Origin of the sequence: Rhodococcus sp. 06-156-4 (genome assembly GCF_002259345.1) — a bacterium.
GTDB lineage: Bacteria > Actinomycetota > Actinomycetes > Mycobacteriales > Mycobacteriaceae > Rhodococcoides > Rhodococcoides fascians_E.
In genome coordinates this window covers 175,697-200,798 of record NZ_NPGB01000028.1, presented here as the reverse complement: position 1 = coordinate 200,798, position 25,102 = coordinate 175,697, and the positions used below count along the sequence as shown (strand labels likewise).

Annotated in this window: 20 protein-coding genes and 1 tRNA gene; 5 read left to right on the top strand and 16 right to left on the bottom strand. The window is 64.9% G+C overall.

Features of this window, described 5'->3' with window-relative positions; translation table 11 throughout:
- The first annotated feature begins 80 nt into the window (after positions 1-80).
- Positions 81-1,019: a metallophosphoesterase gene (locus CH290_RS20835; protein ID WP_170947552.1), complete on the top strand. Its 939-nt coding sequence runs from the start codon at positions 81-83 to the stop codon at positions 1,017-1,019.
- 18 nt (positions 1,020-1,037) lie between these two features.
- Positions 1,038-1,111: transfer RNA gene (locus tag CH290_RS20830), tRNA-Pro, on the top strand.
- A gap of 131 nt (positions 1,112-1,242) precedes the next feature.
- On the opposite strand, the gene CH290_RS20825 is transcribed toward CH290_RS20830, so the two are convergent.
- From CH290_RS20825 to CH290_RS20765, 13 genes are all read right to left on the bottom strand, one after another.
- Positions 1,243-2,214 carry an LLM class F420-dependent oxidoreductase gene (locus tag CH290_RS20825; protein WP_019662935.1) on the bottom strand — a complete coding sequence of 324 codons (972 nt, stop codon included), beginning with the start codon at positions 2,212-2,214 and terminating at the stop codon, positions 1,243-1,245.
- Between the two features lie 10 nt (positions 2,215-2,224).
- Positions 2,225-3,025 carry an SDR family NAD(P)-dependent oxidoreductase gene (locus tag CH290_RS20820; protein ID WP_019662934.1) on the bottom strand — a complete coding sequence of 267 codons (801 nt, stop codon included), beginning with the start codon at positions 3,023-3,025 and terminating at the stop codon, positions 2,225-2,227.
- A gap of 23 nt (positions 3,026-3,048) precedes the next feature.
- Positions 3,049-4,827 (bottom strand): glycoside hydrolase family 15 protein, encoded by a 1,779-nt coding sequence (locus CH290_RS20815; protein WP_019662933.1) that lies wholly within the window; start codon positions 4,825-4,827, stop codon positions 3,049-3,051.
- Positions 4,824-5,501 (bottom strand): HAD family hydrolase, encoded by a 678-nt coding sequence (locus tag CH290_RS20810; RefSeq protein WP_019662932.1) that lies wholly within the window; start codon positions 5,499-5,501, stop codon positions 4,824-4,826. Before CH290_RS20810 ends, CH290_RS20815 begins: the two co-directional genes overlap by 4 nt.
- A gap of 87 nt (positions 5,502-5,588) precedes the next feature.
- Positions 5,589-6,062: a Dps family protein gene (locus tag CH290_RS20805; RefSeq protein ID WP_019662931.1), complete on the bottom strand. Its 474-nt coding sequence runs from the start codon at positions 6,060-6,062 to the stop codon at positions 5,589-5,591.
- Between the two features lie 76 nt (positions 6,063-6,138).
- A complete protein-coding gene (locus tag CH290_RS20800) occupies positions 6,139-7,656 on the bottom strand; it encodes a catalase (RefSeq protein ID WP_019662930.1) in 1,518 nt (505 codons plus the stop codon).
- 190 nt (positions 7,657-7,846) lie between these two features.
- Positions 7,847-8,503: an acetoacetate decarboxylase family protein gene (locus tag CH290_RS20795; RefSeq protein ID WP_020110989.1), complete on the bottom strand. Its 657-nt coding sequence runs from the start codon at positions 8,501-8,503 to the stop codon at positions 7,847-7,849.
- A gap of 6 nt (positions 8,504-8,509) precedes the next feature.
- Positions 8,510-10,198: a GMC oxidoreductase gene (locus CH290_RS20790; protein ID WP_019662928.1), complete on the bottom strand. Its 1,689-nt coding sequence runs from the start codon at positions 10,196-10,198 to the stop codon at positions 8,510-8,512.
- Entirely contained in the window at positions 10,195-11,670 is a 1,476-nt protein-coding gene (locus tag CH290_RS20785; RefSeq protein WP_033190093.1) for a flavin-containing monooxygenase, read from the bottom strand. Before CH290_RS20785 ends, CH290_RS20790 begins: the two co-directional genes overlap by 4 nt.
- Positions 11,664-12,245: a TetR/AcrR family transcriptional regulator gene (locus tag CH290_RS20780; protein ID WP_019662926.1), complete on the bottom strand. Its 582-nt coding sequence runs from the start codon at positions 12,243-12,245 to the stop codon at positions 11,664-11,666. Before CH290_RS20780 ends, CH290_RS20785 begins: the two co-directional genes overlap by 7 nt.
- Before the next feature lie 90 nt (positions 12,246-12,335).
- Entirely contained in the window at positions 12,336-14,105 is a 1,770-nt protein-coding gene (locus CH290_RS20775; RefSeq protein WP_230621073.1) for a multicopper oxidase family protein, read from the bottom strand.
- Between the two features lie 114 nt (positions 14,106-14,219).
- Positions 14,220-15,242, bottom strand: a complete 1,023-nt coding sequence (locus CH290_RS20770) for an aspartate-semialdehyde dehydrogenase (protein WP_019662924.1) — start codon at positions 15,240-15,242, stop codon at positions 14,220-14,222.
- Complete coding sequence (locus CH290_RS20765) at positions 15,239-16,504, bottom strand: aspartate kinase (RefSeq protein ID WP_019662923.1); 1,266 nt, start codon at positions 16,502-16,504, stop codon at positions 15,239-15,241. Before CH290_RS20765 ends, CH290_RS20770 begins: the two co-directional genes overlap by 4 nt.
- Before the next feature lie 447 nt (positions 16,505-16,951).
- Between CH290_RS20765 and CH290_RS20760 the strand changes: the two genes are divergently transcribed.
- From CH290_RS20760 to leuA, 3 genes are all read left to right on the top strand, one after another.
- Complete coding sequence (locus CH290_RS20760) at positions 16,952-19,603, top strand: winged helix-turn-helix domain-containing protein (protein ID WP_230621046.1); 2,652 nt, start codon at positions 16,952-16,954, stop codon at positions 19,601-19,603.
- A 107-nt stretch (positions 19,604-19,710) separates the two neighbouring features.
- Complete coding sequence (locus CH290_RS20755; protein WP_019662921.1) at positions 19,711-19,944, top strand: DUF8691 family protein; 234 nt, start codon at positions 19,711-19,713, stop codon at positions 19,942-19,944.
- Positions 19,945-20,123: 179 nt separating this feature from the next.
- Positions 20,124-21,935: a 2-isopropylmalate synthase gene (gene leuA / locus CH290_RS20750; RefSeq protein ID WP_019662920.1), complete on the top strand. Its 1,812-nt coding sequence runs from the start codon at positions 20,124-20,126 to the stop codon at positions 21,933-21,935.
- A gap of 19 nt (positions 21,936-21,954) precedes the next feature.
- Here the strand turns inward: leuA and CH290_RS20745 are convergent, their stop codons facing one another.
- From CH290_RS20745 to CH290_RS20735, 3 genes are all read right to left on the bottom strand, one after another.
- Positions 21,955-23,457, bottom strand: a complete 1,503-nt coding sequence (locus CH290_RS20745; protein WP_033190090.1) for a DHA2 family efflux MFS transporter permease subunit — start codon at positions 23,455-23,457, stop codon at positions 21,955-21,957.
- Positions 23,454-24,308 carry an MBL fold metallo-hydrolase gene (locus CH290_RS20740; RefSeq protein ID WP_020110996.1) on the bottom strand — a complete coding sequence of 285 codons (855 nt, stop codon included), beginning with the start codon at positions 24,306-24,308 and terminating at the stop codon, positions 23,454-23,456. Before CH290_RS20740 ends, CH290_RS20745 begins: the two co-directional genes overlap by 4 nt.
- Before the next feature lie 168 nt (positions 24,309-24,476).
- The gene (locus CH290_RS20735; protein ID WP_020110997.1) at positions 24,477-25,085 is read right to left on the bottom strand and encodes a TetR/AcrR family transcriptional regulator; all 609 of its coding nucleotides are present in this window, start codon (positions 25,083-25,085) and stop codon (positions 24,477-24,479) included.
- Between the last annotated feature and the right edge of the window lie 17 nt (positions 25,086-25,102).

Genomic DNA, 25,102 nt, shown 5'->3' with positions numbered 1-25,102 from the left:
TCGCCCCGCAGTCGCAGCTCGCATCCGACGCTCTCCGTGCCGCCGCGACACGCGCCCGTGCCAACGCGGAGCAGGCGCCGTTGCAGACGGCAGCCCTGGCCACGGCCGGTGCTGCAGCGCTCGGCCTCGGGTACGCGACGCTCATCGAGCGCAACGCCTTCGCTCTCCGCGAAGCCACGATGGCTGTCCTCGAGCCGGGATCGGCATCGCTGCGTGTTCTGCACATCAGCGATCTGCACATGATGCCGAATCAGCGGCTCAAGCAGAACTGGCTGCGGGAGCTCGACCGGCTCGAACCCGACCTGGTCGTCAACACCGGCGACAACCTGTCGCATCCGAAGTCCGTCCCCGCCGTCGTTCAGGCTCTCGGCCCGCTCCTGTCCAGGCCTGGCCTGTTCGTGTTCGGCAGCAACGACTACTTCGCGCCCAAGCCGAAGAACCCGCTGAAGTACTTCAAGAAGAACCACAAGCGCGTTCTGGGTGAATCACTCCCCTGGCGCGACCTCCGAGCAGCGTTCTCCGAGCGTGGCTGGCACGACGTCACCCACGTCCGTCGCGAACTCGAGATCGCGGGCGTGCGCATCGCGTCCGCGGGCGTCGACGATCCTCATTTGAAGCGCGATCGCTACGAGACCATCGCCGGCCAACCCAATCCACTGGCGGACCTGCGGCTCGGTATCACGCACTCCCCCGAACCGCGGGTTCTCGACAAGTTCGCCGAGGACGGCTACGACCTCGTTCTCGCTGGACACACCCACGGCGGTCAGCTGTGCCTTCCGTTCTACGGCGCTCTGGTCACCAACTGCGAGATCGATCGGTCACGTGTGAAGGGCCCGTCGAAGTGGGGCGCGCACACGCAGCTGCACGTCTCGGCCGGAATCGGTACGTCGCCGTACGCGCCTGCACGTTTCTGCTGCCGCCCCGAAGCGACACTGCTGACACTCACTCCAGCACCCCGAAAGGGCCCAAAAGAGGGCTCTGACGAGGGCGTTTCGCGTTCCGAGGCAGTCGTAAGCTAGACTTCTGCGTGCGGTACACGGGGTGTGGCGCAGCTTGGTAGCGCGCTTCGTTCGGGACGAAGAGGTCGTGGGTTCGAATCCCGCCACCCCGACAGCAAAGACCCTGATTCGGTTCACGAATCAGGGTCTTTTTGTTGTCTGCGTACTTCCGTTTCGAGACCGAATGTGCCGTTCGGTCACTTGAAGTGACCGAACGGCACGTTCGGTCCGGAACCGGGGGAACCTAGCTCGATGCGGCGCGCAGTTTCTCCAGCAACGGGCCTGCGGCTTCGGCGAGGAAGCGTTCCTGGGTTTCGTCGCCGACCTGGACGAGGGCGATGTCGGTGAAGCCGGCTTCCCAGTAGGGCTTGACGGCGTCGACGATGGCGTCGAGGTCGGGGCCGCAGGGGATGGTGTCGGCTACGTCTTCTTTGCGGACGAATTGTGTTGCGCCTGCGAAGCCTGCGGTGGTGGGGAGGTCTGCGTTGACGGCCCAGCCTCCGGCGAACCAGCGGAATCGGTCGTGGGCGCGGTCGATGGCGGCGTCCTTGTCCGGGTCCCAGGAGATGGGGATCTGGCCGATGGTGCGTGATGGTCCGTCGTGGTGGTCGACCCAGCCTTTCACGAGGTCTGCGTTGGGTTCGACGGCGATGAGGTGGTCGGCGTAGGGCGCGAATCGGGCGATGGATTTTTCACCGGACACGGCGACGCCGATGGGCACGCCGCCTTCGGGTAGGTCCCAGATGCGTGCGGAGTCGACGCGGAAGTGCTTGCCTTCGTATGTCACCAAGCCGCCTGCGTGGAGTTTGCCGATGATGTCGAGTGCTTCGGCGAACATGTCCTGGCGCTTGTCGATGGACGGCCAGCCTTCGCCGACGACGTGTTCGTTGAGGTTTTCGCCGCTGCCGAGGCCGAGGGTGAAGCGTCCGTCGGCGAGGATCTGGAGGGTTGCTGCTTTCTGTGCGACGACGGCGGGGTGGTACCGGATGATGGGGCACGTCACGTAGGTCATGAGCTCGACGCGTTCGGTGGCCTGTGCGACGGCTCCCAGCGTGGTCCAGGCGTACGGTGCGTGGCCCATGGAGGACAGCCATGGTGAGTAGTGGTCGCTTGCCACCTCGAAGTCGAAACCGACGTTCTCGGCGCCGACGGCGTACTTCACGAGCTCTTTGGGGCCGCTCTGTTCGGTCATGAGGGTGTAGCCGAAGTTGGTCATGGTGCCTCCTCTAGATGGTTGCGACGGACCCGGAGTCCACGCGGTAGTTGGTGCCGTTGACGAAGGATGCGCGTTCCGAGCAGAGGAACACGACGACGGATGCGACCTCGTCGGGTTCGCCGCGTCGTTTCAGTTCCATGAAGGGTCGTTCCTCGTCGAGGAAGGTCTCGATTGCTTCGTCGCGGTCGGTGCCGCGTTCGTCGGCACGTTTGTCCATCATCTTGTCCGTCATCGGGGTGTGGATGAAGGCGGGCGAGACCGCATTGACCAAAATACCTTCGGATGCATAGGTTTTGGACAATCCTTTGGTCAGCGACAGGATTCCTGCCTTCGATGCGCAGTACGGCAGTTCGTCGATGTAGGGCTGCTCGGCGTCCTCGGATGCGAGCAGAACGATGCGTCCCCACCCACCGCGCCGCAGTGCGGGCAGGAAGGCTCGGACCACCCGCACCGGCCCGAGCAGGTCGGTTTCGACGGTGCTGGCCCATCCTTCGTCGTCGATTTCGTGGAAGAGTCCTTGCGCGCCGGTCACTCCCGCGGATTGAACGAGTATGTCGATGTCGCCGACCGCCGCTGCTGTCTTCCGGGCGAGTTCGGCGACACTGTCGGCGTCGGTCACGTCGGCGGCGAAGGCGAACAATTTGTCCGGGGCAGCGTCGAGTTCGGCTGCTGCTTTCGTCAGCGTCTCTTCGTCCCGGTCGGTGACCACGACCGTGACTCCTTCTTGGAGAAGCAATCGAGCTGTGTGCCAACCGATGCCGGAGTCCGCCCCTGTCACGACCGCAACGCGGCCTTCGATTCCCAGATCCATGTGTGCGTCCTCGTTCCTACGAGTCAGTTCGTTGCGTCGTGCGAATGCGCAATTGTCAGCGCTGCGTTCACCAGGGCCAGGTGGCTCAAGCCCTGCGGGAAGTTACCCAGAAACGACCCGTCCGAAGCATCGATCATCTCGCTGTAGAGACCGACGTCGTTCGACGTCTCGACGAGTTGGTCCATCAGTTCGGATGCTTCGGCGTCGCGTCCGACACAGGCGAGCGCCGAGACACGCCAGAAGCCGCACGCGACGAACGTGGCCTCCTCCTTGTCGACGCCGCTGTATCGGTAGAGATGTGGACCGACGCCGAGCTCACGGCCCAACGCATCGATGGTCGACGAAAGCCGTTCTCCCCGGTCGAAATCCATCTCCGCGGCCAGTAGCACCGAGGCGTCGAGACCGTCTGCTCCCGGGTAGGCGAGGTAGGCCTGTCGTTCTTCGGACCAGCATTCCTCCTCGACGTAGCGCCTGATGCGCCCGCGTTCGGCGCGCCACCTGTCGGCGACGCCGGGGATCTGCCCCTCTTCGGCGAGGTGGACTGCGCAGTCGAGCGCTTGCCAGCAGCCCAGTTTGGAGCTGGTGTAGTGCTGTTCGTCCTCGAGTTCCCAGATTCCGGCGTCGCGGCGCTGCCAGGAGTCGCAGGCTTCGTCGGCGATGGTGGCCAGCAGTCTGCCGGTTTCGGCGTCGAGCACGTTGCCTGCGTCCACGTACAACCGCACGATCGCGAACAGGTCTCCGAAGATCCCCAGCTGCAACTGATCTGCGGCGGCGTTGCCGTTGACGACGGGTCCGACGCCGCGCCATCCCGGTACGTCGGGTTGTTCGGTGCCGCCGGGGAGTTCGCCACCGAGCGTGTAGAACACGTTGACGAGAGGATCGTTGAGCCGGATGACCTTCAGCAGCCAGGCCACTGCGGCGTGTACTTCTTCACGTAGACCGAACCTGATGAGCGCTCGGATCGTGTACGCGGTGTCGCGGACCCATGCGTAGCGGTAGTCCCAGTTCTTGCCACCGGTCCTGTTCTCCGGCAGGGACGTCGTCGCGGCTGCGGCTATTGCACCGGAGGGACTGTGCAGCAACAGTTTCAGAGCCAGGGCACTGCGTGCTACGTGCTCTTTCCACGGTCCGTCGTAGTGGAATTCGTCGGACCACATCCTCCAGTTGCCGACGGTGCGGTCGATACCTTCGTCGACCTTGATGGGCTCGGGCAGATGCAGCGGTTCGTTCTCGGTGCCGACCAGCCCGATCAGGTGACGTGATCCGGGCGCCGTCGTGAACGTGCCGTCGATGATCTGGTCTCCGACGGTCACGTCGTCCGCCTCGAGGGTGCGAACGGCCATCGTCAGGCCGTCGGCGCGGAGCACGGTGCCGTGCTGGGTGTCGTACGCCCACGGGGACGCGATACCGAGCATGGTTCCCGGGGCTACCTTCCACGCCATGTCGACGGTTCCCTGCACACCGTCGATGCGACGTCCGAGTTCCACCCAGGGCAGCCTGCCGGCCACCCCGGTGTTGAGCGAGTCGGTGACGCGGACAGTTCCCGTGTCGGTCGTGTACAACGTCGTCAGCACGTTGGTTCCCTCGACGAATTCACGCTCTACGGAGAAGGGTTCGACGGGGGCGAGCGCGAAGGTGCCGCCGTGCTCGGCGTCCAGGACGGCGGCGAACGGGGGCGGCGAGTCGAGGTTGGGGATGGGAAGCCAGTCGATTCGGCCGTCGTCGGCGATCAGGGCGACCGTCCGTCCGTCTCCGATCGCTGCGTAGTCTTCGATTGCTGCGTAGCCGTCCTGACGACTCATACGGCGGTCAACCTCGCGATGGGGCTGTCGGTCAGTTGTTCGACGAGGTCCGCCGGGTCCTCGTAGACCGCTTCTGCGCCGGCCGCGCGTAATTCGGCGTCGGGTACTCCTCCGCACCGGACGCCGATTCCTGCCACTCCGACGCGTCTGGACGCCTTCATGTCCCACACGCTGTCGCCGATCATGACCGCTCCGCGGGCTTCGACGCCTGCGCGTTGCAGAGCGACATCGACGATCTCGGGGCTCGGCTTGGCCACGTCGGCGTCCTCGGACGAAGTCACGACGGACACGATGTCCTCGACGTCGAGGAGGTCACGGAGGTGGGCGAGTTCGTTCTCGGGTGCCGACGTGGCCAGTACGACGGTCAGGCCTGCATCGTCGATGCGCTGCAGCAACTCTCGCGCGCCGGGCAGAATTTGCAGCCGCGCGATCGCTTGCTGGTAGTAGCTGGTGTGCAAATCCTTCGCTTCGAGTGCTGCGGCACTGTCGGAGGACCCGACGAGCGATTCGAGTAGCTTGTCGCCGTCCATGCCGATGCACCGGTGGATCCTCCACGACGGGACGGTCACCCCGGCGTCGGCGAACGCTCTGGACCACGCGTCCACGTGAACGTAGTTGGAGTCCACCAGGGTGCCGTCGATGTCGAACAGGACTGCGCCTGAAGTCGAAGTCATTGCCCACGGCTACCCGCGTCGTACCGGGGTGAAACGTGAGCAGGCCCCCTTCCCGATGGGGAAGAGGGCCTGCTCACAGGGTTGCGGTCAGTCGACCTGCGCTTGCCACATCCAGTGCAGTTGCTCCAGACGGGCGGTGATGGCGATGAGCAGATCCTGCGTCACGGGATCTGCGGCCTCGGTGTCCGCGATGCGTCCTCGGAGCCGATCCACCACTGCGGCAAGGTTGTCCACCACGGCGGCGATCACTTGCTCGTCCTTGGTCCAGCCTTCACCGAATCCCTTGGTGCCTGCTGTGGCCGACACCGTGGCCGAGCGTCCGTCCGGGCTGACTCCGATCGCCGTTGCACGTTCGGCGGCCTCATCGGTGAAGTCCCGTGCTGCGGTGACGAGTTCGTCCAACGCGAGGTGCACCGAACGGAAGTTCTTGCCGATGACGTTCCAGTGCGCCTGCTTCGCGATGAGGGACAGGTCGATCAGGTCGACGACGGTGCCCTGCAGGGCATCTCCGGCAATCTTCTGCTGACCTGCATCGAGAGTGCTGCTGATGGGGTTGGTCATGAGTGCGCCTCCTACGTTCTCAACGGTCGCTCGGCTCAACGGCCCGGACGTGGACGATGTTCCCGATTGTGACGCGTCAGACCTTCTCGGCCTCGTCGCCGGGGGTGGTCGGCGATTGACTGGTCGTCGGCGCTGCGTCACTCTGGCCTGCGCGCACACCTTCCTCGACCTTCTTGCCGAGGTCGGGGTCGACGTTCGTCCAGTACTCGAAGACGCGTTGCAGCACGGGCTCGGTCACTCCGTTGAGTGCGTGGCCGACGATGTTGCCCGCCAGACGCTCTCGCTGATCGTCGTCCATGACCTCGCGGACGAGGATGCCGGCCTGTGCGAAGTCACTGTCCTCGGGATGCTCGATGTATCCGGTGCGGACGAAACGTGGCTCGAAGTCCCACGATCCGTCGTCTCCGTACTTCGCGGTGTCCGCGTGCGGGCCGCCGTACGAGTTGGGTGCGTACACCGGAGTGTCGGCGGAGTTGAACGAGTACCGCATCGACCCTTCCTTGGAGTAGGAGTTGACCTGGGCCTTGGGTGCGTTGACCGGCAGCTGCGCGTAGTTGGTGCCGATGCGGTAACGGTGCGCGTCGGCGTAGGAGAAGATGCGTCCGAGCAGCATCTTGTCCGGGCTGGCGGCGATTCCCGGTACCAGGTTCGACGGTTCGAACGAGCTCTGCTCGATCTGCGCGAAGAAGTTCTCCGGGTTGCGGTTCAGGGTCAGCTTGCCGACCTTGATCTTCGGGTAGTCCTTCTGCGACCACACCTTCGTGAGGTCGAAGGGGTTGTACTTGTAGCCCTCGGCCTCGTCGTACGGCATGACCTGGATGTAGAAGTCCCAGCTCGGGAAGTCGCCTTCGGAGATCGCACCGAACAGGTCCTGACGATGGTGATCGGGGGAGGTTCCCGCGAGCTCGTCGGCCTTCTCCTGGGTCAGGAAGTCGATGCCCTGGTTGGTCTTGAAGTGGAACTTCACCCAGGAACGCTCGCCGGCGTCGTTGATGAACTGGTACGTGTGTGAGCCGAAGCCGTCCATGTGGCGGTAGCTCTTGGGGATACCCCGGTCACCCATGAGCCAGGTGACCTGGTGGGCGGACTCGGGTGAGAGCGTCCAGAAGTCCCATTGCATGTTGTGGTCGCGCAGCCCGGAGTCCGGCATGCGCTTCTGGCTGCGGATGAAGTCCTGGAACTTGATGGGATCCTTGACGAAGAACACCGGGGTGTTGTTTCCGACGAGGTCCCAGTTGCCTTCGGTGGTGTAGAACTTCAGCGCGAATCCGCGCGGGTCCCGCCAGGTGTCCGGGCTTCCCTGCTCACCGGCGACGGTGGAGAACCGGGCGAGCGCTTCGGTCTTGACGCCCTTCTGCAGGGCGGCGGCCTTGGTGTACTTCGAGATGTCCTCGGTGATTTCGAGGACTCCGAACGCACCCGCACCCTTGGCGTGCACGACGCGCTCCGGGACACGCTCACGGTTGAACTGAGCCATCTTCTCGATGAGGTAGTGGTCCTGAAGAAGGATCGGGCCTTGTGTTCCTGCCGTCAACGACTGGTCGTCGCTGGGTACGGGGATTCCGGAGTTGCTGGTGGTGGCCGGTTCTGTCATTCGGGCTGCCTCCTGAGAGATTCACTGAGGACAGTCGGAGGGGCTGGCTCCGACTGCCATGGCTGTACTCGGAACGTCTATCACGCTCGTATAACCGGTCTGCGTGTTTTCGAACCTGTTCGGGCCATTTTTTTGAATCAGTCAAAAGACGCGAGTGGAGCCAGCGGGACCGACCGGATGACACCGGCCGTCAGACTTCGATGTCACCCACCAGCCGCGATGCACCTGTCGACATGGTCCCGGACACGATCTGGAGGCCGAAGTGGGAACCGGGACGCAGCCAGTCCCCCAGCGACGGTCCTGTCGCGTCGACCTGCACGCGGCACAGTCTCGCCTTGCCCTTGAGCGAGGCGCCGGCCAGGGAGACTTCCTCGTCGACGGGTTGCGCGAAGCCGAGACCGCCCCGAATCGGGAACCGCGGCCCGACGCCTCGTGCGGCGACGTCGACAGCCCATCCGTCGCCGCTGGCCGTCGATGTCCCCAGCACGTCACCGCCGAAGTGTGCGAGCACCTTGGGGAGGTTCCAATGTGTGCGTCCTCCGTGCACGGATGTCTCGGAGTCGACGGCGATGAACGGCACGGCCATGCGAGGCATCGCGCCGATGAGCTTCCCCGGCCGCCGCAGGACCGGGCTGGCGAGGATCTCTCGGTACGGGCCGACCGGTGAATCCAGATAGTCGACGACCATGGCCATGGTCACCGGCAGATCTTTCTGCGGAAGCAGTGCGCGTCCTTCGTCGGTCGCGCGATGCCACCAGATCGTGGCGCGTACCGACGCAGGCCACGGCGGTGGCGGGCTCTGCGGCCACTCGGTTCTGGGTGACTCGGATTCACTGACGCTCCACATGGGACGTCACGCTCCTTTCACGGTCAGGGGCAGCCGCAGGGCACCGGGGGCCGAGGCGGGCACTACCGGCGAGCGTGGCTGTGTCGGCTTGATCTCGCGGTAGGGCTGACCCTGAGACGGGCGCTGATCGGTCTCGCCCTTGTTCGGCCACAACGCGAGGGCGCGCTCGGCTTGGGCGGTGATCGTCAGGGACGGATTGACGCCCAGATTGGCGCTCACTGCTGAGCCGTCGACGACGTGAAGGCCGTCGTATCCGTAGACCCGGTGGTAGGCGTCGACGACGCCGCGCTCGGGGTTCTCCCCGATCGCGCACCCTCCGAGGAAGTGCGCCGTCATCGGGATGTTGACGATTTCTGCGATGGAGCCACCCGGGTCACCCCCGATCTTGTCCGCGAGCATGCGTATTGCCTCGTGCCCCTGCGGGATCCACTGCGGAGGTGGGTCGCCCTGGCCGGGACGACTGGTCAGACGCCTGCCGAACAGCCCTTTCTTCGAACCCAGCTCCAGTGAATTGTCGTCGGTCTGCATGACGAGTGCGATGACGGTGCGTTCGGACCAGCGACGGACGGACAGGCTGCGCAGCGCAGCACCGGGGTGACGCAGCGCGACGCCGAGAGTCTTCAGCACCCGAGGCGTGCGACCCCCTCCGTCGCTCAGCACTGTCTGCAGGAGACCGATTGCGTTGCTGCCCTTGCCGTATCGAACGGGTTCGATGTGCGTGTGATCGTCCGGATGGAACGACGACGTGATGGCGACGCCCTGGGTGTAGTCGATCTCGCGACCCCGCGCGGTTGCGGCGAGGACAGCCTCGGAGTTCGTTCGGACGAGGCCGCCGATCCGGTCGGACAGCTTGGGCAGCTGCCCGGTCTCCTTCATCGCCAGCAGCAGCTTCTGGGTGCCGTAGGTACCCGCCGCGAAGACCACCTGGTCGGCAGTCATGACGGTGTCGGCCCGGCGCAGTTTTGCGCCCGTGCGACGCGTCACCACCTCGTAGCCTCCCCCTGCGCGTGGCCGAACCGAGGTGACCGTCGTCAGCGGGAAGATCTGTGCGCCGGCGTGTTCCGCGAGATGGAGGTAGTTCTTGACGAGTGTGTTCTTCGCCCCGACGCGACATCCCGTCATGCAGGATCCACATTCGGTGCAGCCGGTCCGTGCCGGCCCGACGCCGCCGAAGAACGGGTCCGGATCGGTCCTTCCCGGCTGACCGAAGAACACACCGACGGGTGTGCTGGTGAACGTCTCCCCCACCCCCATATCCTCGGCCACTTCCTTCATGACCTTGTCCGACGGGGTGATCGTGGGGTTGGTCTCGACGCCCAGCATGCGTTTGGCCTGGTCGTAGTACGGGCCGAGTTCACGGTGCCAGTCGGTGATACCTGCCCACTGCGGATCCTCGAAGAACCGTTTCGGGGGCTGATACAGAGTGTTGGCGTAGTTCAGCGATCCACCGCCGACGCCTGCCCCCGCCATGACGAGAACGTCGGGGAGCAGATGAATGCGCTGTACTCCGTAGCATCCGAGGGCGGGCGCCCACAGGTATTTTCTCAGTCGCCAACTGGTCTTCGGCAGCTGATCGTCGGCGAAGCGCCGGCCGGATTCGAGCACGCCGACGCTGTACCCCTTCTCGACCGCGCGGAGCGCGCTGACGCTACCGCCGAACCCTGATCCGATGACAAGAACGTCGAAATGGGTCATCTCGCAGATCCTTTCGTTTCGTATTTGTCCAAGTCGAACGTCCGGGTCGAGTTACGGAACGTGAACGTGTAGGTCGGCCACATCACCGGATTCTTTCCTTCGGAGTCCAGGTACCAACTCGAGCAACCGCCGGAGTTCCACACCGTTCCGGCCAGCGAGTCGTGGATCCACGTGTTGTATTCCTTCTGGGCGGTTTCCGTGACGTCGACGGAGCCGATGCCCCGCTCACGCATCTGCGCCAACGCGGACACCACGTACTCGGCCTGGGATTCCAACATGTAGACGATGGAACTGTGGCCGAGGTTGGTGTTGGGCCCGTACATCAGGAACAGGTTCGGGAATCCGCTGACGGTGGTGCCTCGGAATGCGTTGGGGCTGCCACCCCACTTCTGAGCGAGCGTCTCCCCGTTGTCGCCGACGAGCAGGTGGGAGACGGGTGGCTCCGTCGGGGTGAATCCGGTGGCGAAGATGATCGTGTCCACCGGGTAGGACGTGCCGTCGGCCGCGCTGACCGAGTTCTCCCCGATCGAAGCGAGCCGGCTTGCCACCAGGTCGACATCGCTTCGGTCGAGGGTCTTCAACCAGTCGTTGGACAGCAGGATCCGCTTGCATCCGATGACGAAGTTCGGTGTGAGAGCCGCCCGCTTCGCCGGGTTCTTCACCTGCCGACGCAGGTGCGTCCTCGCTACGATCGACACCAGCGGTAGCACCTTGGGAAAGCGCGCCAGACCGAGGACGTACGCCTCCCGGTAGCTGTAGATGGCCGCCCGTACCGCTTTCTGCGACAGGGGGAAACGCCGATACATCGCCTTCTCGACGCGGCCGAGGGTGCGGTCCAACCGAGGAATGACCCAGGCGGGAGTTCGTTGGAACACCGTGAGCCGCTCGGTACGGTCGGCGATCTCGGGCACGAACTGCACGGCGGATGCGCCCGTGCCGATGACGGCGACGCGTTTACCCGTCAGGTCGTGATCGTGGTTCCACGTCGCGGAGTGGAACATCTCGCCGGTGAACATCTCGATACCGGGCACCTCGGGAAGTTTCGGAGTCGACAGAGCACCCGTCGCCGCGACGAGCACACGCGTCGACACCGGGCCGGACGACGTCTGCACGTTCCACCGCGATGATGCGGAATCCCAGGTGGCGCCGAGTAATTCGCATTCGGTGACGATGCGCTCACGCAGACCCGTCCGTTCCACGACTCCCCTGAGGTATGCGTAGATCTCCGGCTGACGGGCGAACGTGTGCGTCCACTCGGGGCTCTGTGCAAACGAGAACGAGTAGAGCGACGTCGGCACGTCACACGCACACCCGGGGTACGTGTTGTCACGCCACGTTCCGCCGACGTCGGCAGCACGTTCGATGACGAGCACGTCCGCCGACGGGTCTGCGTCGAGAACCTTGGTGGCCGCGGCTATTCCAGCAAATCCTGCGCCGACGACCAGTACATCGACCGAACTGGGGATCACCATTCCATCACCTTCTGCTCCCATGCGGGCAACAACCGCGACCGGAGTGCGGCGTCGGCGTCGGGGCTACGGAACAAGGCCGACACGGCCAGTCCGCGAGCCAGTTCTATGCTGAGTTCGATGCTCTCGGTGGACATCCGGCTACCCATGACGATGGACGCACCTCCCATCAGCGCCTCGGACACCTTGCGTTCGAGCGGAAGCATCGCCTCGTGCAGGGCGGCGTCGGTCCTGGCGGCGACCCACAGTTCGAGCGCCGCGTAGAAGAGTGGGCCGGAGAATGCTTCGCTCAACACCTCGACACCGCGCTCGGGATCGGGCTTCGCGGCCAGGATTTCTGCGAGTCGCTTGTCCACCAGATGGCCGACGGCCGCGGTGACCAACGCTTCCTTCGTCGGAAAGTGATGCAGTTGCGCTCCTCGGGACACGCCGGCACGTCGAGCGATCTCCTGCGTGCTGGTCCGCGCGAAGCCGAGTTCGACGAGGCACTCGATCGCCGCGTCGAGCAGTTTGGCCTGCGTGCCCGCCGTGCGTTCCGCTTGTGTGCGGCGTTCGGTCAGTTCGGTGCTCTGGGTCACACTGCTGACCGTATCCGAAAATCAACAAACAGTCCAGACTGCTTTTTAGTTCGACAGCCGGATCGGCCGTCGACGATCACACGGCAGGCCTCACACCAGGCGGTAGCGGAGCATCATTTCGTGGTCTTCGTGGTCGAGCATGTGGCAGTGCCACATGTACCCCTGCAGCTCGGCCGAGCCGTGGTGCCCGCCGGACCCGGCGGAAAACGTTGCGTCCGGGTCGAATCCGAGTTCGTCGGCGCGGGGGAACCGGACGAGGATCCGCGTGACCGTCCCCGGGTACGTGTTCACTGTGTCCTTGGCACCCGCTTCCCACGGCGCAGGCGCAGCAAGCGGCCCGGTGACGTACCGTTCGACGTCGGGGGCCCATTTGACCCCGATGTCGGGGCGCGGATTGTCGCGCTGGTACGCAGCGAGGTCGATCGGAGCACGACCGAGGGTCCGGAAATGCACCAGATGCAGGTGAATCGGATGCGGTTCGAGCGTGGTGTTGACGATGTTCCACTGCTCGACGGCTCCCTGCGCGGGCATCTCGATGTCCGGGTCGCTGTACCGCAGATTGTTGAGCGTCATCATCGGCGGTGCCAACGACAGGCCTGCCGACGGCTGATTCACGGTCACGGTGCGTTGCACCTGCACCTGAGGCAGCGCGGGCAGAAGCGGAGGTTGCCCCTTCCCACCTCGGTACATGGTCATGACGTCGCCGGTGAACCCGCGGCCCGACGCCACCCTGAACTGGCAGAACAACGGCATCGGTATCGCTCCCAGCGACGCGGCTTGTGCCGGGGGCGGCTCGTCGTTGCGCAGTTCGATCAGCTCGCCGGGATCTGCGGCCCCGAAGTCGACCAGGACGTCGATTCTCTCCGCGGGCGCGAGGCGAACACTGTCGGTTCGAACGGGTGCGTCGAGCAGTCCGCCGTCGTTCCCGATGACCCAGAATTGCAGCCGCTGCGCGCTCTGTTGGCCCGACATGAACAGATTCCACACCGAGTACGAACCTGCGTTGACGATACGGAACCGGTAGAGGCCGCGCGCGACTTCCATCGTCGGCCATATCTTTCCGTTGACGACGCCGACGTCGCCGGTTCCGCCGCCCTCCCACTTGCCCTGCGGCACAGTAATGTTGGACCGAATGCTCATCGATCCGTCGGGATTCATGATCTTCTCCTGCAGTACCAGCGGGATCTCGAACTCGCCGGACGGGAGTCCGAGCGAATTGTCCGCTGCCCCCGAATCATGCTGATCACGAACGATATTGACGCCGACGAGCCCCGCGTAGACGTTGATGCGCGTCATGGACATCGCGTGATCGTGGTACCACAACCCGGCCGCGTCGTTCAGGCCGGAAAAACTGTGGGTCAGCGACTCGCCGGGACGGACCAGCATCTCGGAGTGCCCGTCGGAATCGGGCTGCGTGATCGCCCCGTGCAGATGCAGCGAGGTCGGCGTCATGTGCCGGTCGTGTTCGCTCATGCCGTGCAGGGAGGTGTCGACATCGGCGGCCAACGGATTACCGTCCGTGTCGTTGCTGTAGCGCAACGTCCAGGGCTGGCCTTGGACGCTCTCGATCGTCGGCCCGAGGTAGTCGAGATCGCCGTAACCGAACGTCGGACCGGGCGCGAGATCCGCGTGGAAGGAATGCGATCCGCTTCGCGCCCTCAGCTCGACGGCAGTGCCGGAGACGACGGGCAGACGGGGTAGCTCGTCGCGGAACGGCTGCAGGGGCGGCGAATGGAACAGCAGTGGACTGTGGCCGCCGAAGATGTCGTCCGCAGTCGCGCGGCGCACGGCCGACGACGCCGGCAGCGCCGCGGCGACGACACCGAAGGCGGCCAGGCGAAACGCGGATCGCCGTGACATCTCGTTCACACGACACCCCCCTGTTGTGAGTGGAAATTCGGTGCATTCTGGTCGCTCCGTCGGCTCCGCTCCTGCCCCGGAGCCTACATTTCCACTCACGCGCGCCGAAGGCGCCTAAACGAGCAGTTCTGCGATCTGGATCGTGTTCAGAGCAGCGCCCTTGCGCAGGTTGTCGCCGGACACGAAGAGCGCGAGTCCGCGGCCCTCGGGAACGCCCGGGTCCTGACGGATCCGACCGACCAGCGATGCATCCTTGCCCGCAGCCTGCAGCGGGGTCGGAACGTCGACGAGCTCGACGCCCGGTGCCGACGCCAACAGTTCCCGTGCGCGCTCCACCGACAACGGCGACGCGAACTCGGCGTTGATCGACAGCGAGTGGCCGGTGAAGACGGGAACACGGACGCACGTGCCGCTGACCAGCAGGTCCGGCAGCCCGAGGATCTTGCGCGACTCGTTACGGAGCTTCTGATCCTCGTCCGTCTCGCCGGAACCGTCGTCGACCAGCGATCCCGCGAGCGGCAACACGTTGAAGGCGATGGGCGCGACGTACTTGTTCGGCGCCGGGAAGTCGACCGCCGAACCGTCGTGCACCAGCTTTTCCGCGTCGTCGATGACGGCACGCGCCTGGGTGGCGAGTTCTTCGACTCCGGCCAGGCCACTGCCGGAGACCGCCTGGTAGCTGGAGACGATGAGGCGCTGCAAGCCCGCCTCGTCGTGCAGCACCTTCAGGACCGGCATCGCGGCCATCGTGGTGCAGTTGGGGTTGGCGATGATGCCCTTGGGCGGGTTCTTCGCCGCGTCGGGGTTGACCTCGCTGACCACGAGGGGAACCTCGGGGTCCTTGCGGAACGCCGAGGAGTTGTCGATGACGACGGCACCGGCCGCGGCGAAGCGCGGGGCCTGCTCGCGAGAGAGGGTCGCACCGGCGGAGAACAGCGCGATGTCGATCCCGGCGAGGTCGGCGGTGGATGCGTCCTCGACGATGATCTCCTCGCCGCGGAACGGCAGCTTCTTGCCCGCCGACCGCGCCGACGCGAAGAACCGAACCGTGTCTGCAGGAAAGTTGCGCTCTTCCAGCAGGGTTCGCATGACGGCGCCGACCTGGCCGGTGGCTCCTACGACTGCAACTACGGTCATCGTCCTGTACCTCCGTGTACGACGGCTTCTTCGTCGCCGCCGAGATCGAATGCCTCGTGCAGTACACGCACGGCCTCGTCGAGCTGATTGTCGTTGACCAACACGGAAATACGAATCTCCGACGTGCTGATCAGGTCGATGTTGACACCTGCGTCCGCGAGGGACTCGCAGAACGTGGCCGTGACGCCCGGGTGGCTCTTCATGCCTGCGCCGACGAGGGAGACCTTGCCGATGTGGTCGTCGTAGAGGACCTGCGCGAACCCGATCTCGGACTGCAGCTTGGTGAGCTTCTCCACGGCCGTCGGGCCGTCGGACTTGGGGCAGGTGAACGTGATGTCGGTCTTGCCGGTGTCGACCTTGGACACTCCCTGCAGCACCATGTCGATGTTGATCTCCGCATCCGCGACGGCGCGGAAGATCTTCGCCGCGTACCCCGGGGAGTCGGGGATGCCGACCACGGTGACCTTGGCTTCGCTGCGATCGTGTGCGACGCCGGTGAGAATGGCTTCTTCCACTGGAATGTCCTCCATAGATCCGGAGACGATGGTTCCGGGTTTCGTGGTGTACGACGACCGAACGTGTACGGGAACGTTGTAGCGACGTGCGTACTCGACGCAGCGCAGCATGAGCACCTTGGCTCCGCAGGCCGCCATCTCGAGCATTTCCTCGAACGAGACCGTGTCGAGGTGGCGTGCATTCGGAACGATGCGGGGGTCGGCGGTGAAGATGCCGTCGACGTCGGTGTAGATCTCGCAGACGTCGGCGTTCAATGCCGCCGCGAGGGCGACGGCCGTGGTGTCCGAGCCACCGCGTCCGAGCGTCGTGACGTCCTTGCTGTCCTGGCTGACGCCCTGGAAACCGGCGACGAGAACGATCGAACCCTCGTCGAGGGCGTCGCGCACGCGGCCGGGGGTGACGTCGATGATCTTGGCGTTGCCGTGCACGCTCGTCGTGACGACGCCTGCCTGCGAGCCGGTGAAGGAGCGTGCCTCGGCACCGAGGGAATGAATGGCCATCGCGACGAGGGCGTTGGAGATGCGCTCACCCGACGTCAGCAGCATGTCCATTTCACGCGCGGGTGGCGCTGGGCAGACCTGCTCGGCCAGGTCGAGGAGCTCGTCGGTGGTATCACCCATCGCGGACACGACGACGACCACGTCGTTGCCCGCCTTCTTGGTCTCGACGATTCGTTCAGCAACGCGTCGGATACGTTCGGCGGTAGCCACCGACGATCCACCGTACTTCTGGACGATGAGAGCCACGCGTGTGTACCTCCGCTGCTTGGGTGCGTCTCGATTGGTGCAACTTGCCGGAGCTACCTTACCGAGGTCCGGCCTCTCCTTGCGCTGGTGGTACGGCAACAGCGCCCCTGACCTGCGTCTTCCGTCCGCCGACGGGCACCGGGAGCGTCTCCCCCGGCCGCTCACGTCCCAGCCCGGCCCCGAATCCAGGATATTCGTCCGACGCCGGTGCCCGGGTCACCCCGATGCGAGGAGGGTGAAACGTGGAGTCCATCCGGATAAACGGGCGGTTTCGGCGGGTGGGTACCGATCGGCCGACTCTCCTCGGACGGCCTTCCGCCTGAGCCCCTCCAAAGCGAACCGAACGGTGTCCGAATCGAGCGTTACTTCCCGAAATCGCAAGAACCGGAATACTATTGGCCGGTCCATCGCATCACATGCGCCTTTTTCGTCGGGAGAGGGTCGTGTATGACCACGTTGCCCCTGTCTTCACTCTCGACGCCGTCTCGGCAGCCCTCGGTGACGCCGCCCGAGCTGCGCAGCAGAATTCCGCTTCGTCCTCGAACCACGATCAGCCGGCCGCGCCTGCTCACGATGCTCGACGACGCCGATCCCTCGGTGGTGACCTTGGTGACCGCACCGGCGGGGTCGGGTAAGACGACCCTGTTGGTCGACTGGATCGGCGCCGACGAACGTGCGCGTGCCGGGTCGGTGGCCTGGCTGACCGTCGAGGAGTCCGACAACGATGTCGCGGATCTGCGATCGTCGGTCGTCTCGGCGTTCGAGCATGCGGGCTCGCACGAGCTGAGCGAGGCGATGGCACGGGTGCCGTCACCTGCAGGCTCGCCGGGCAGCTTCGGTGCGCTGCTCGTGGAGGCACTCGACACGGTGGACGGTCCGGTGACGTTGATCCTGGACGACGCGCATCTACTCCACGACGACGACGCACTGTCGTTGCTCGGCAATTTCCTGCGGTGGCCGCCGCGCACTGTCCGCACGGTTCTCGCCGGACGGTTCGAACCACCTCTGGCGCTGCAGAAGTTACGTCTGGACGGTCGAGTGCACGACATCTCCCCGGCCGCCATCGCGTTCACCGCGGACGAAGCTGCCGCGATGTTGGCGCGCACCGGAACCGTTCTCGCAGAGGACGATCTGTCCAAGTTGATGGTTCGGACCGAGGGATGGGCGGCCGGTCTGCGGCTTGCGGGAATGACGTTGACGGGCGCGCGACCGCCGTCCGAGGTCATCGACGCATTCACCGGGACGCAGCACACCGTCGCGGATTACCTCGTCGGGGAAGTCCTTTCCAACCTTCCGCCTCACGTCCGGACGTTCCTGATCGAGACGTCCGTTCCCGACTGGTTCACGGCCGACCTCGCGGAGAAGCTCACCGGTGACCGTCGGTGCCAGGACATCATCGACGGCCTTCTCGCCCAGAACTTCCTCGTCGATCGCATTCCCGGGCCCGAGACCGGCTACCGGTACCACCCGCTCATGCGCGGTTATCTCCGCGCGGAGATCGCACGTCTGGGGGCGGAGCAGATCAGGAACCTCGAACGCGTCACGTCCTCGTGGTTCACCGACACTCGCCACCCGTTGTTCGCACTCCAGCACAGCGTGCACGCCGCCGACTGCACACGAATCGTCGACATACTGTCCGAGTCCGGCCTGGGCATGGTGTTGCGCGGAGACGGCCCCCAGGTACTCGACGCCGTCGAGCAGAGCCCGGCAGATGTTCGACGCGATGTTCGGACAGGACTGGTCAGCGCGGCCGCTCTCCTGGCAACCGGCCGGATCGCACCCGCGGTGAGCATCCTGTCCGCGCTTCGACGATCGGGCGACGGCCTCGGCGACCCTCGCGCCGAGGTACTGCGCAGGGCCCTCGATCTGCACGCATCGCTCTACACGGGGACCGTGGCGACGCCGCTGGACCGGGCCCTGCGCGTCGGAATCGGACAATCAGGGTCTCCGGATCTCGACGCCTACGCGTCGATGGTCGCGGGCCTCGCGGAACTGCATCTCGGACGACGCGCCGCCGCGGACGTCCATCTGTCCGACGCCGTCGCGCACGCACAGGCTGGACATCTGCACCTCACCGCCCTCACATGCCTGGCGACGATCGCCGGAAGTCACTTCCTCGCATCACAGTTGACCGACGCACACACCGCCGCGCACGACGCACTCCACTACTCGCGGACGCACGGACTCACCGGATCGCCCGTGCATGCCGTCGCGCAGTCGGTCGAGTTGCTCGTCGGCATCGTGCGGCTGACGCCGGCAGACGCTGCACCCGACGACGTCTGGCGCGCGATCTGCACCTCACCGGACCTGGCCATCGCGAGCTACGGACGCCGGGCACGGTGGGCCCTCGGCGCATCCGACGAGGCGGGCCGTTCCGCGCCGAGCGAGCGTGATCGAGCCGACCTGGAACGGCCGGCGCTACCCGGATTCGAGGCCTTGCTGGCCCCGATGATTCAACGTCGACACCTCGGGCAAGGAGAACTTCATCGCGCCGCGGAGTTCGTCGACCTGACCGCGCGGAGGCTCGGTCCGGTCGGTGAAGTCCACCTCCTGGCGGCCGAACTGCACCGCCGAGCCGGGCGTCTCGACGCCGCCGACGCCGAACTGACCCGCGTCATCGACGGCACCAAGCGCTGCCTGAACCCGGTGAATTCGATCCGCGCCTTGCTCGCAGCCGCCGCTGTCGCCGTCGAACGCAAGAACCCCACCCGCGCCTTCGACTCCACCGTCGCTGCCCTGACCGCCGCACAACCGGAGTCGATTCTGCTTCCGTTCGCGGAAGCGGGCACCACCGTGCGCGACGTCCTGACCCACAACCACGGCAGGTTCGGGCTTCTCGAGCCCTTCGCGGACCTCGCCCGCGCCTCGGTTCCACACTCGGGAGCCGGAGTCGACCGGTCACCGAATGCCGCACTGACCCGTCGCGAGCTGGAACTGCTGCGCGAACTCCCGTCATGGCGGACGGCCGAGCAGATCGCCGCGGACCACTTCGTCTCCGTCAACACCATCAAGACACACCTGCGCGGCATCTACCGCAAGCTCGAAGTCCGCTCTCGCCGCGACGCCATCGCCGCCGCCCACGAACTCGGGCTGCTCTGACGGACGCTCCCCTTGCGATTCATTCATCTGCTACGGGTGATGCAGTGGACGACCCGGGCGCGGACGCTGGTGGAGAAGCATCGATTCTCTTCGTGGAGCGAGGGCACATGGCTCAACCCGCTGGCGGCATATCGCACGGAGTTCGGTACGAGTTCGTCGTCGAAGGCGACCTGTCCGAACGTGCGAAGGCCGCGTTCCCCGATCTGTCGATCGCACGTGTCCCCGCTACGTTCACTCGAATGTTCGGGCCGATCGACGACGACACCGCCCTGCGCGGCATGTTGGCTCGGTTCGACGCCCTCGGTCTGACCGTCGTCGAATTGCGTCGTTTACCCGACTGACACGAGATCGGCGAACCCGGCCGTGAGAGGTGGAGGTGCAGTAGTACACTCGCATCCATGCAGCGCGCGCTTCTCCTCGATCGCCGCGACGGGGTCTGATCCAGACTGGCTTCCCGTCGCGGGGTTTCATCGCGCCGGTCGATATCCAAGTACAGCCAGTAACCTCGGAGATCACACCAATGTCACCTGCCGACGCATTCACATCCGGATCGCGCACCATCACCCCTCCGTCACGGCCCGCGCCCAGCGATCAGCCCGTGTGGAACACCCAGAAGAACTCGTCGATGCCGACGTACCGGTACCGCCCGTTCGCCGACGAGGTGGAGCCCATCACGCTCCCCGACCGCACGTGGCCGGACAAGGTCATCGACCGAACACCGCAGTGGTGCGCCGTCGACCTGCGTGACGGCAATCAGGCCCTCATCGACCCGATGAGCCCCGCACGCAAGCGTCGGATGTTCGATCTGCTGGTTCGTATGGGCTACAAGCAGATCGAGGTCGGGTTCCCCTCCGCGAGCCAGACCGACTTCGACTTCGTCCGCGAGATCATCGAAGACGGCGCGATCCCCGACGACGTGACCATCCAGGTCCTGACTCAGTGCAGGCCGGAACTGATCGAACGCACGTACCTCGCCTGCGAGGGCGCGAAGAACGTGATCGTCCACTTCTACAACTCGACGTCCATTCTTCAGCGGCGCGTCGTTTTCCGCGCCGACCGTGACGTCATCAAGAAGATCGCCACCGACGGCGCACGTAAATGCCTCGAGGTCGCCGCGAACTACCCCGACACCGACTGGCGGTACGAGTACTCGCCCGAGTCCTACACCGGCACCGAGCTGGCGTACGCCAAAGAGGTGTGCGACGCCGTCGTCGACATCATCGATCCGACGCCCGAGAAGCCGATCATCCTGAACCTGCCCGCAACGGTGGAGATGGCGACGCCCAACGTCTACGCCGACTCGATCGAGTGGATGAGCCGCAACCTGAACCGGCGCGACAGCATCATCCTGTCGCTGCATCCGCACAACGACCGCGGAACCGGCGTCGCTGCCGCCGAACTGGGCTACCAGGCCGGCGCCGACCGCATCGAGGGATGCCTGTTCGGCAACGGTGAGCGCACCGGCAACGTCTGCCTGGTCACGTTGGGGCTCAACATGTTCACCCGCGGCGTCGACCCACAGATCGACTTCTCCAACATCGACGAGGTACGCCGCACCGTCGAGTACTGCAACCAGCTGCCCGTGCACGAGCGCCACCCGTACGGCGGCGACCTGGTATACACCGCGTTCTCCGGAAGCCACCAGGACGCCATCAACAAGGGCCTCGACGCGATGAAAGCCACTGCGGACGAGCAGGGTTCGGACATCGGCGAGATCACCTGGCAGGTTCCGTACCTGCCCGTCGACCCGAAGGACGTCGGCCGCACCTACGAGGCCGTCATCCGAGTCAACTCGCAGTCCGGCAAGGGCGGCGTCGCGTACATCATGAAGTCCGATCACGGTCTGGCACTGCCACGTCGACTGCAGATCGAGTTCTCTCAGGCCGTGCAGCGCATCACCGACGGTGAAGGCGGCGAGGTCTCGCCCAAGGAGATGTGGGACGTCTTCGCGCAGGAATACCTGTCGCCGATCCGCCCGCTCGAACGCATCAAGCAGCGCGTCATCGCCGCCGAAACAGACGGCGGCACCGACAACATCGTCGCGACGGTCAAGCTCGACGGCGTCGAACAGGACATCACCGGCTCCGGCAACGGCCCGCTCGCAGCCTTCGTCGACGCACTGTCGACCGTCGGCTACGACGTCAGCGTCCTCGATTACTCCGAGCACGCCATGTCCGCCGGCGACGACGCCCAGGCCGCCGCCTACGTCGAAGCCTCCGTCACCGGACCCAACGGCACCGCCGTCACCGTCTGGGGCGCGGGCATCGCGACCTCCATCACCACAGCATCCCTGCGCGCCGTCGTCTCGGCCGTCAACCGGGCGCTGAAGTAGGACTCCGCTGCACCGCCGGTCATCGTCGACCGGCGGTGCGCGAGTGTCGCGCGAAGAGTGAGACTCCGACTGTCAGGATTGCCACCACGATCATCGCGATAATTGTTCGCCCGTATCCGGTCAGCAGTTGCTCGACAGCCGAGTCCGAGATCTCGCTGATCGTGCCCGCGAACACGAACTTGCGCAGGTCGAGTGGTAGGGCACTCGTCACGACCGACAGAATCACCGCGGTGCCGACGACGAATCCACTTGTCTGCAGCAACAGGCGCATCGCGTTGGCGATCCCCAGTCTTTCGTCGGGCAGATCGCCCATGATCGCTGTCGCGTTGGACGGCATGAACAGACCCGAACCGAAACCCGCGATTGCCAACCCCACCAGAAGTACCCAGAGCGGCATTCGGCCAGTTGTTCCCACGAACAGAACGACGAGCGCCACGACTGTCACGACATTGCCCGTCACGGCGAGGGTCGACGGCGACACGATCCGCTGCAACGGACCCGAACTGAGCGATGCCGTCAATGCTGCGACGGCCACCGGCAGCACCATCACTCCAGCGACGAGCGGTGTGACCCCCGAAACCGCTTGGAAGTACAACGCCATCAACAGTACGACGCCACTCTGCGAAATCGAATTGAGAAACGACGCAAGCAGCCCGAATCCGAACGGCCAGTGCTTGAACAACTGGATATCGATCAAGGGATCGTCGACGGACTTCTCGAACCACAGGAACAGGGGAACGATTGCAGCGCTGACGATCAGCCCGCCGATGACGAGAGGGTGCGACCATCCGAGCGATGTGGCCTGCGACAGCGCCGCAAGACCGCACGTCAGTGCCACGAGGATCATGGCGTTCCCTCGCAGATCGAGCGAGTACGAACGACCGGTCCGCGGCGACGGCTTCAGGGCGATGAATCCCCACAGCAAGCAGAGAATCCCGATCGGAACGTTGAACCAGAAGACCCACTGCCAACCTGCCTGTTGAGCGAGCAGTCCGCCGAGCGTCGGTCCGCAGAGCTGAGCGATGGAAAACGATGCAAGATAGATGCCCATTCCCTCGCCGAGGCGACGGCGCGGAAAGGCCGCAGTGACGAGAGCTGCGCTGTTGGTCAACAGCATTGCGCCGCCCGCAGCCTGGATCACCCGGAAACCCACCAACCACCAGGCATTGGGAGCGAGCCCGCACGCGATGCTTCCGACGGTGTAGAACGCGAGCCCGGTGAGATACATCGTTCTACGACCGAACATGTCCGCCATGCGACCGAACGCCACGAGCAACACCGTGTTGGTGAGCATGTAGGCGAGGAGTATCCAGCTGGCGGCAAGACTACTGGCGTCGAAATGTCGTGCGACCGTTGGCAGAGCGACGTTCAGTGCGCTGCCGGACATTCCTATCACCATGCTCGCGAAGGCGACCACACTCAACGTCCGCCATGCATCGCGCATGACCTCACGTTCCGGGCGCGTGTCCTGCTCCGCTTCACACCGAGCGTCGGCCTCGCCGGTATCGGAACGTGCCGTCATCGGGCATCGTCCTGCAGGACGGTACGGCCGAGCGCCGATTCCTCGTTCAGATAGGTGACCATGGCGAGGATCGAGCTGCGGGCAGCCGAGAGGACGTCGGGGTGCTCGACCTCCGGGTACATCCGGGTGACGAGCTCGTCGATGGACATCTCCCGCTCGGACAACAGGTCACGCACCTGTCGAATCCTCCTGTTGCGCGCGTTCAGTCGGCGATCTGCCGACGCAGCCAAGTCCGCGACAACGGGACCGTGCCCGGGTAGTGCGGTCACGGCGGTCGACGCTCCGAGCGCTCGCAACGTTCGCAGACTGTCGAGCATCTCTCGCAGCAGTTCCGGGTGCACCACAGGGGATCCGCTGCCCAGCAGGGTGTCTCCGGTGAACACTATTCTGTCGGCAGGCAAGTAGACGCACAGTGAATCCCGTGTGTGGCCGGGCGTCGGGAGCAACCGGACTTCGATCCCGTCATCCAGTTCGTCGGGAAAGTTGCTGTGAGACATCTCTTTTCTGGCTTTCACGATTCGAGCGCCCGTGGCATCCACGATGCCGCTCGCGGCACCCTCGTGATCGTTGTGACCGTGTGTCAGCACCACGTAGGACACCGAGCGGCGTCCGATGACCCGAAGTAACGACTCGATGTGGTCTGCATCCTTCGGTCCGGGGTCGATCACCGCACAGGCATCGGCGTCCGGTTCGCCGACTATCCACGTATTGGTGCCCTCGAAGGTCCATGCTCCCGCATTCGGGGCGAGAAGCCACTCGACCCTCGGCGCCACCCGTGTTGCCACACCAGGAACCGGCACGGCATTCTTCGATACCGATTCTTTCGACACTGCATCGTTCGAGATCCACATCGCGGCCTCTTTCAGAAGTAACTTCTAGAATCGTACTCGAAAATCTATCCGAATTCGAGCGCCACGAAAGCCAAAATTGCTACAGCGAAGGAGAATTCACGACATACACGAAGACGGCCGGCCCGCCTGAAGAACAGGCAAGCCGGCCGTACTGGTTGTCGAGCTGTGTCAGGGTGCGGCAATCCTTCGAATCATGTCGCACATGATGTCCGCCACTGCGTTCGCCTGCTTCTTGGTTTTGCAGTTCAACACCACTTCGCGAGAAGACTCCACGATGATGTCGGTCAACACCCCCAGGGCGATCCTGTGCTCACTGTCGTCGCCCGGGCCGAGAAGTGCCGAGTTCTGTCGAATCCACTCGATCCTCCTGTCACGCCTCAATTTCTCGAACCCGGGGGGCCCGTCGGTATCGAGGAAGACCAGCGCGACATCCCGGCGTTGCCAACTTCCCGCGAGGAACGCGCGAGCGCCGATACAGAACAACTCCAACGGATCTGCCGTACCCGATCTGCGCTCGGCCAGAACCGACGAGCGAACCTGCTCCAGATGCGCCGAATTGTGCCTGTCCCACAGGGCACTGAACAACTCGGCCTTGCCGCCGAAGTGATGGTACAAACTGCCGGTACTCGATCCTGCACGCTCGACGATGTCGGAGATGTTGGCGTTGAGGAATCCCGCTTCGGCGAACACGTCCAGCGCGGCGTCGAGAAGCTTGCGCTGGGTCTCCCCCGTCTTGCTCCACTGCCACGTCGTCGCCGAAGCCGCCCTGTCGGTCATCGTGTCCCCCCAGCATC

Bases quoted from the DNA above. Each gene is read 5' to 3' on its own strand.
- CH290_RS20815 (WP_019662933.1), bottom strand. From the start codon at position 4,827: ATGAGTCGTCAGGACGGCTACGCAGCAATCGAAGACTACGCAGCGATC.
- CH290_RS20740 (WP_020110996.1), bottom strand. From the start codon at position 24,308: ATGTGGATCTCGAACGATGCAGTGTCGAAAGAATCGGTATCGAAGAAT.
- CH290_RS20820 (WP_019662934.1), bottom strand. From the start codon at position 3,025: ATGGATCTGGGAATCGAAGGCCGCGTTGCGGTCGTGACAGGGGCGGAC.
- CH290_RS20825 (WP_019662935.1), bottom strand. From the start codon at position 2,214: ATGACCAACTTCGGCTACACCCTCATGACCGAACAGAGCGGCCCCAAA.
- CH290_RS20755 (WP_019662921.1), top strand. From the start codon at position 19,711: ATGGCTCAACCCGCTGGCGGCATATCGCACGGAGTTCGGTACGAGTTC.
- CH290_RS20770 (WP_019662924.1), bottom strand. From the start codon at position 15,242: ATGACCGTAGTTGCAGTCGTAGGAGCCACCGGCCAGGTCGGCGCCGTC.
- CH290_RS20785 (WP_033190093.1), bottom strand. From the start codon at position 11,670: ATGGTGATCCCCAGTTCGGTCGATGTACTGGTCGTCGGCGCAGGATTT.
- CH290_RS20735 (WP_020110997.1), bottom strand. From the start codon at position 25,085: ATGACCGACAGGGCGGCTTCGGCGACGACGTGGCAGTGGAGCAAGACG.
- CH290_RS20800 (WP_019662930.1), bottom strand. From the start codon at position 7,656: ATGACAGAACCGGCCACCACCAGCAACTCCGGAATCCCCGTACCCAGC.
- CH290_RS20810 (WP_019662932.1), bottom strand. From the start codon at position 5,501: ATGACTTCGACTTCAGGCGCAGTCCTGTTCGACATCGACGGCACCCTG.
- CH290_RS20745 (WP_033190090.1), bottom strand. From the start codon at position 23,457: ATGACGGCACGTTCCGATACCGGCGAGGCCGACGCTCGGTGTGAAGCG.
- CH290_RS20805 (WP_019662931.1), bottom strand. From the start codon at position 6,062: ATGACCAACCCCATCAGCAGCACTCTCGATGCAGGTCAGCAGAAGATT.
- leuA (WP_019662920.1), top strand. From the start codon at position 20,124: ATGTCACCTGCCGACGCATTCACATCCGGATCGCGCACCATCACCCCT.
- CH290_RS20790 (WP_019662928.1), bottom strand. From the start codon at position 10,198: ATGACCCATTTCGACGTTCTTGTCATCGGATCAGGGTTCGGCGGTAGC.
- CH290_RS20795 (WP_020110989.1), bottom strand. From the start codon at position 8,503: ATGTGGAGCGTCAGTGAATCCGAGTCACCCAGAACCGAGTGGCCGCAG.
- CH290_RS20760 (WP_230621046.1), top strand. From the start codon at position 16,952: ATGACCACGTTGCCCCTGTCTTCACTCTCGACGCCGTCTCGGCAGCCC.
- CH290_RS20775 (WP_230621073.1), bottom strand. From the start codon at position 14,105: ATGTCACGGCGATCCGCGTTTCGCCTGGCCGCCTTCGGTGTCGTCGCC.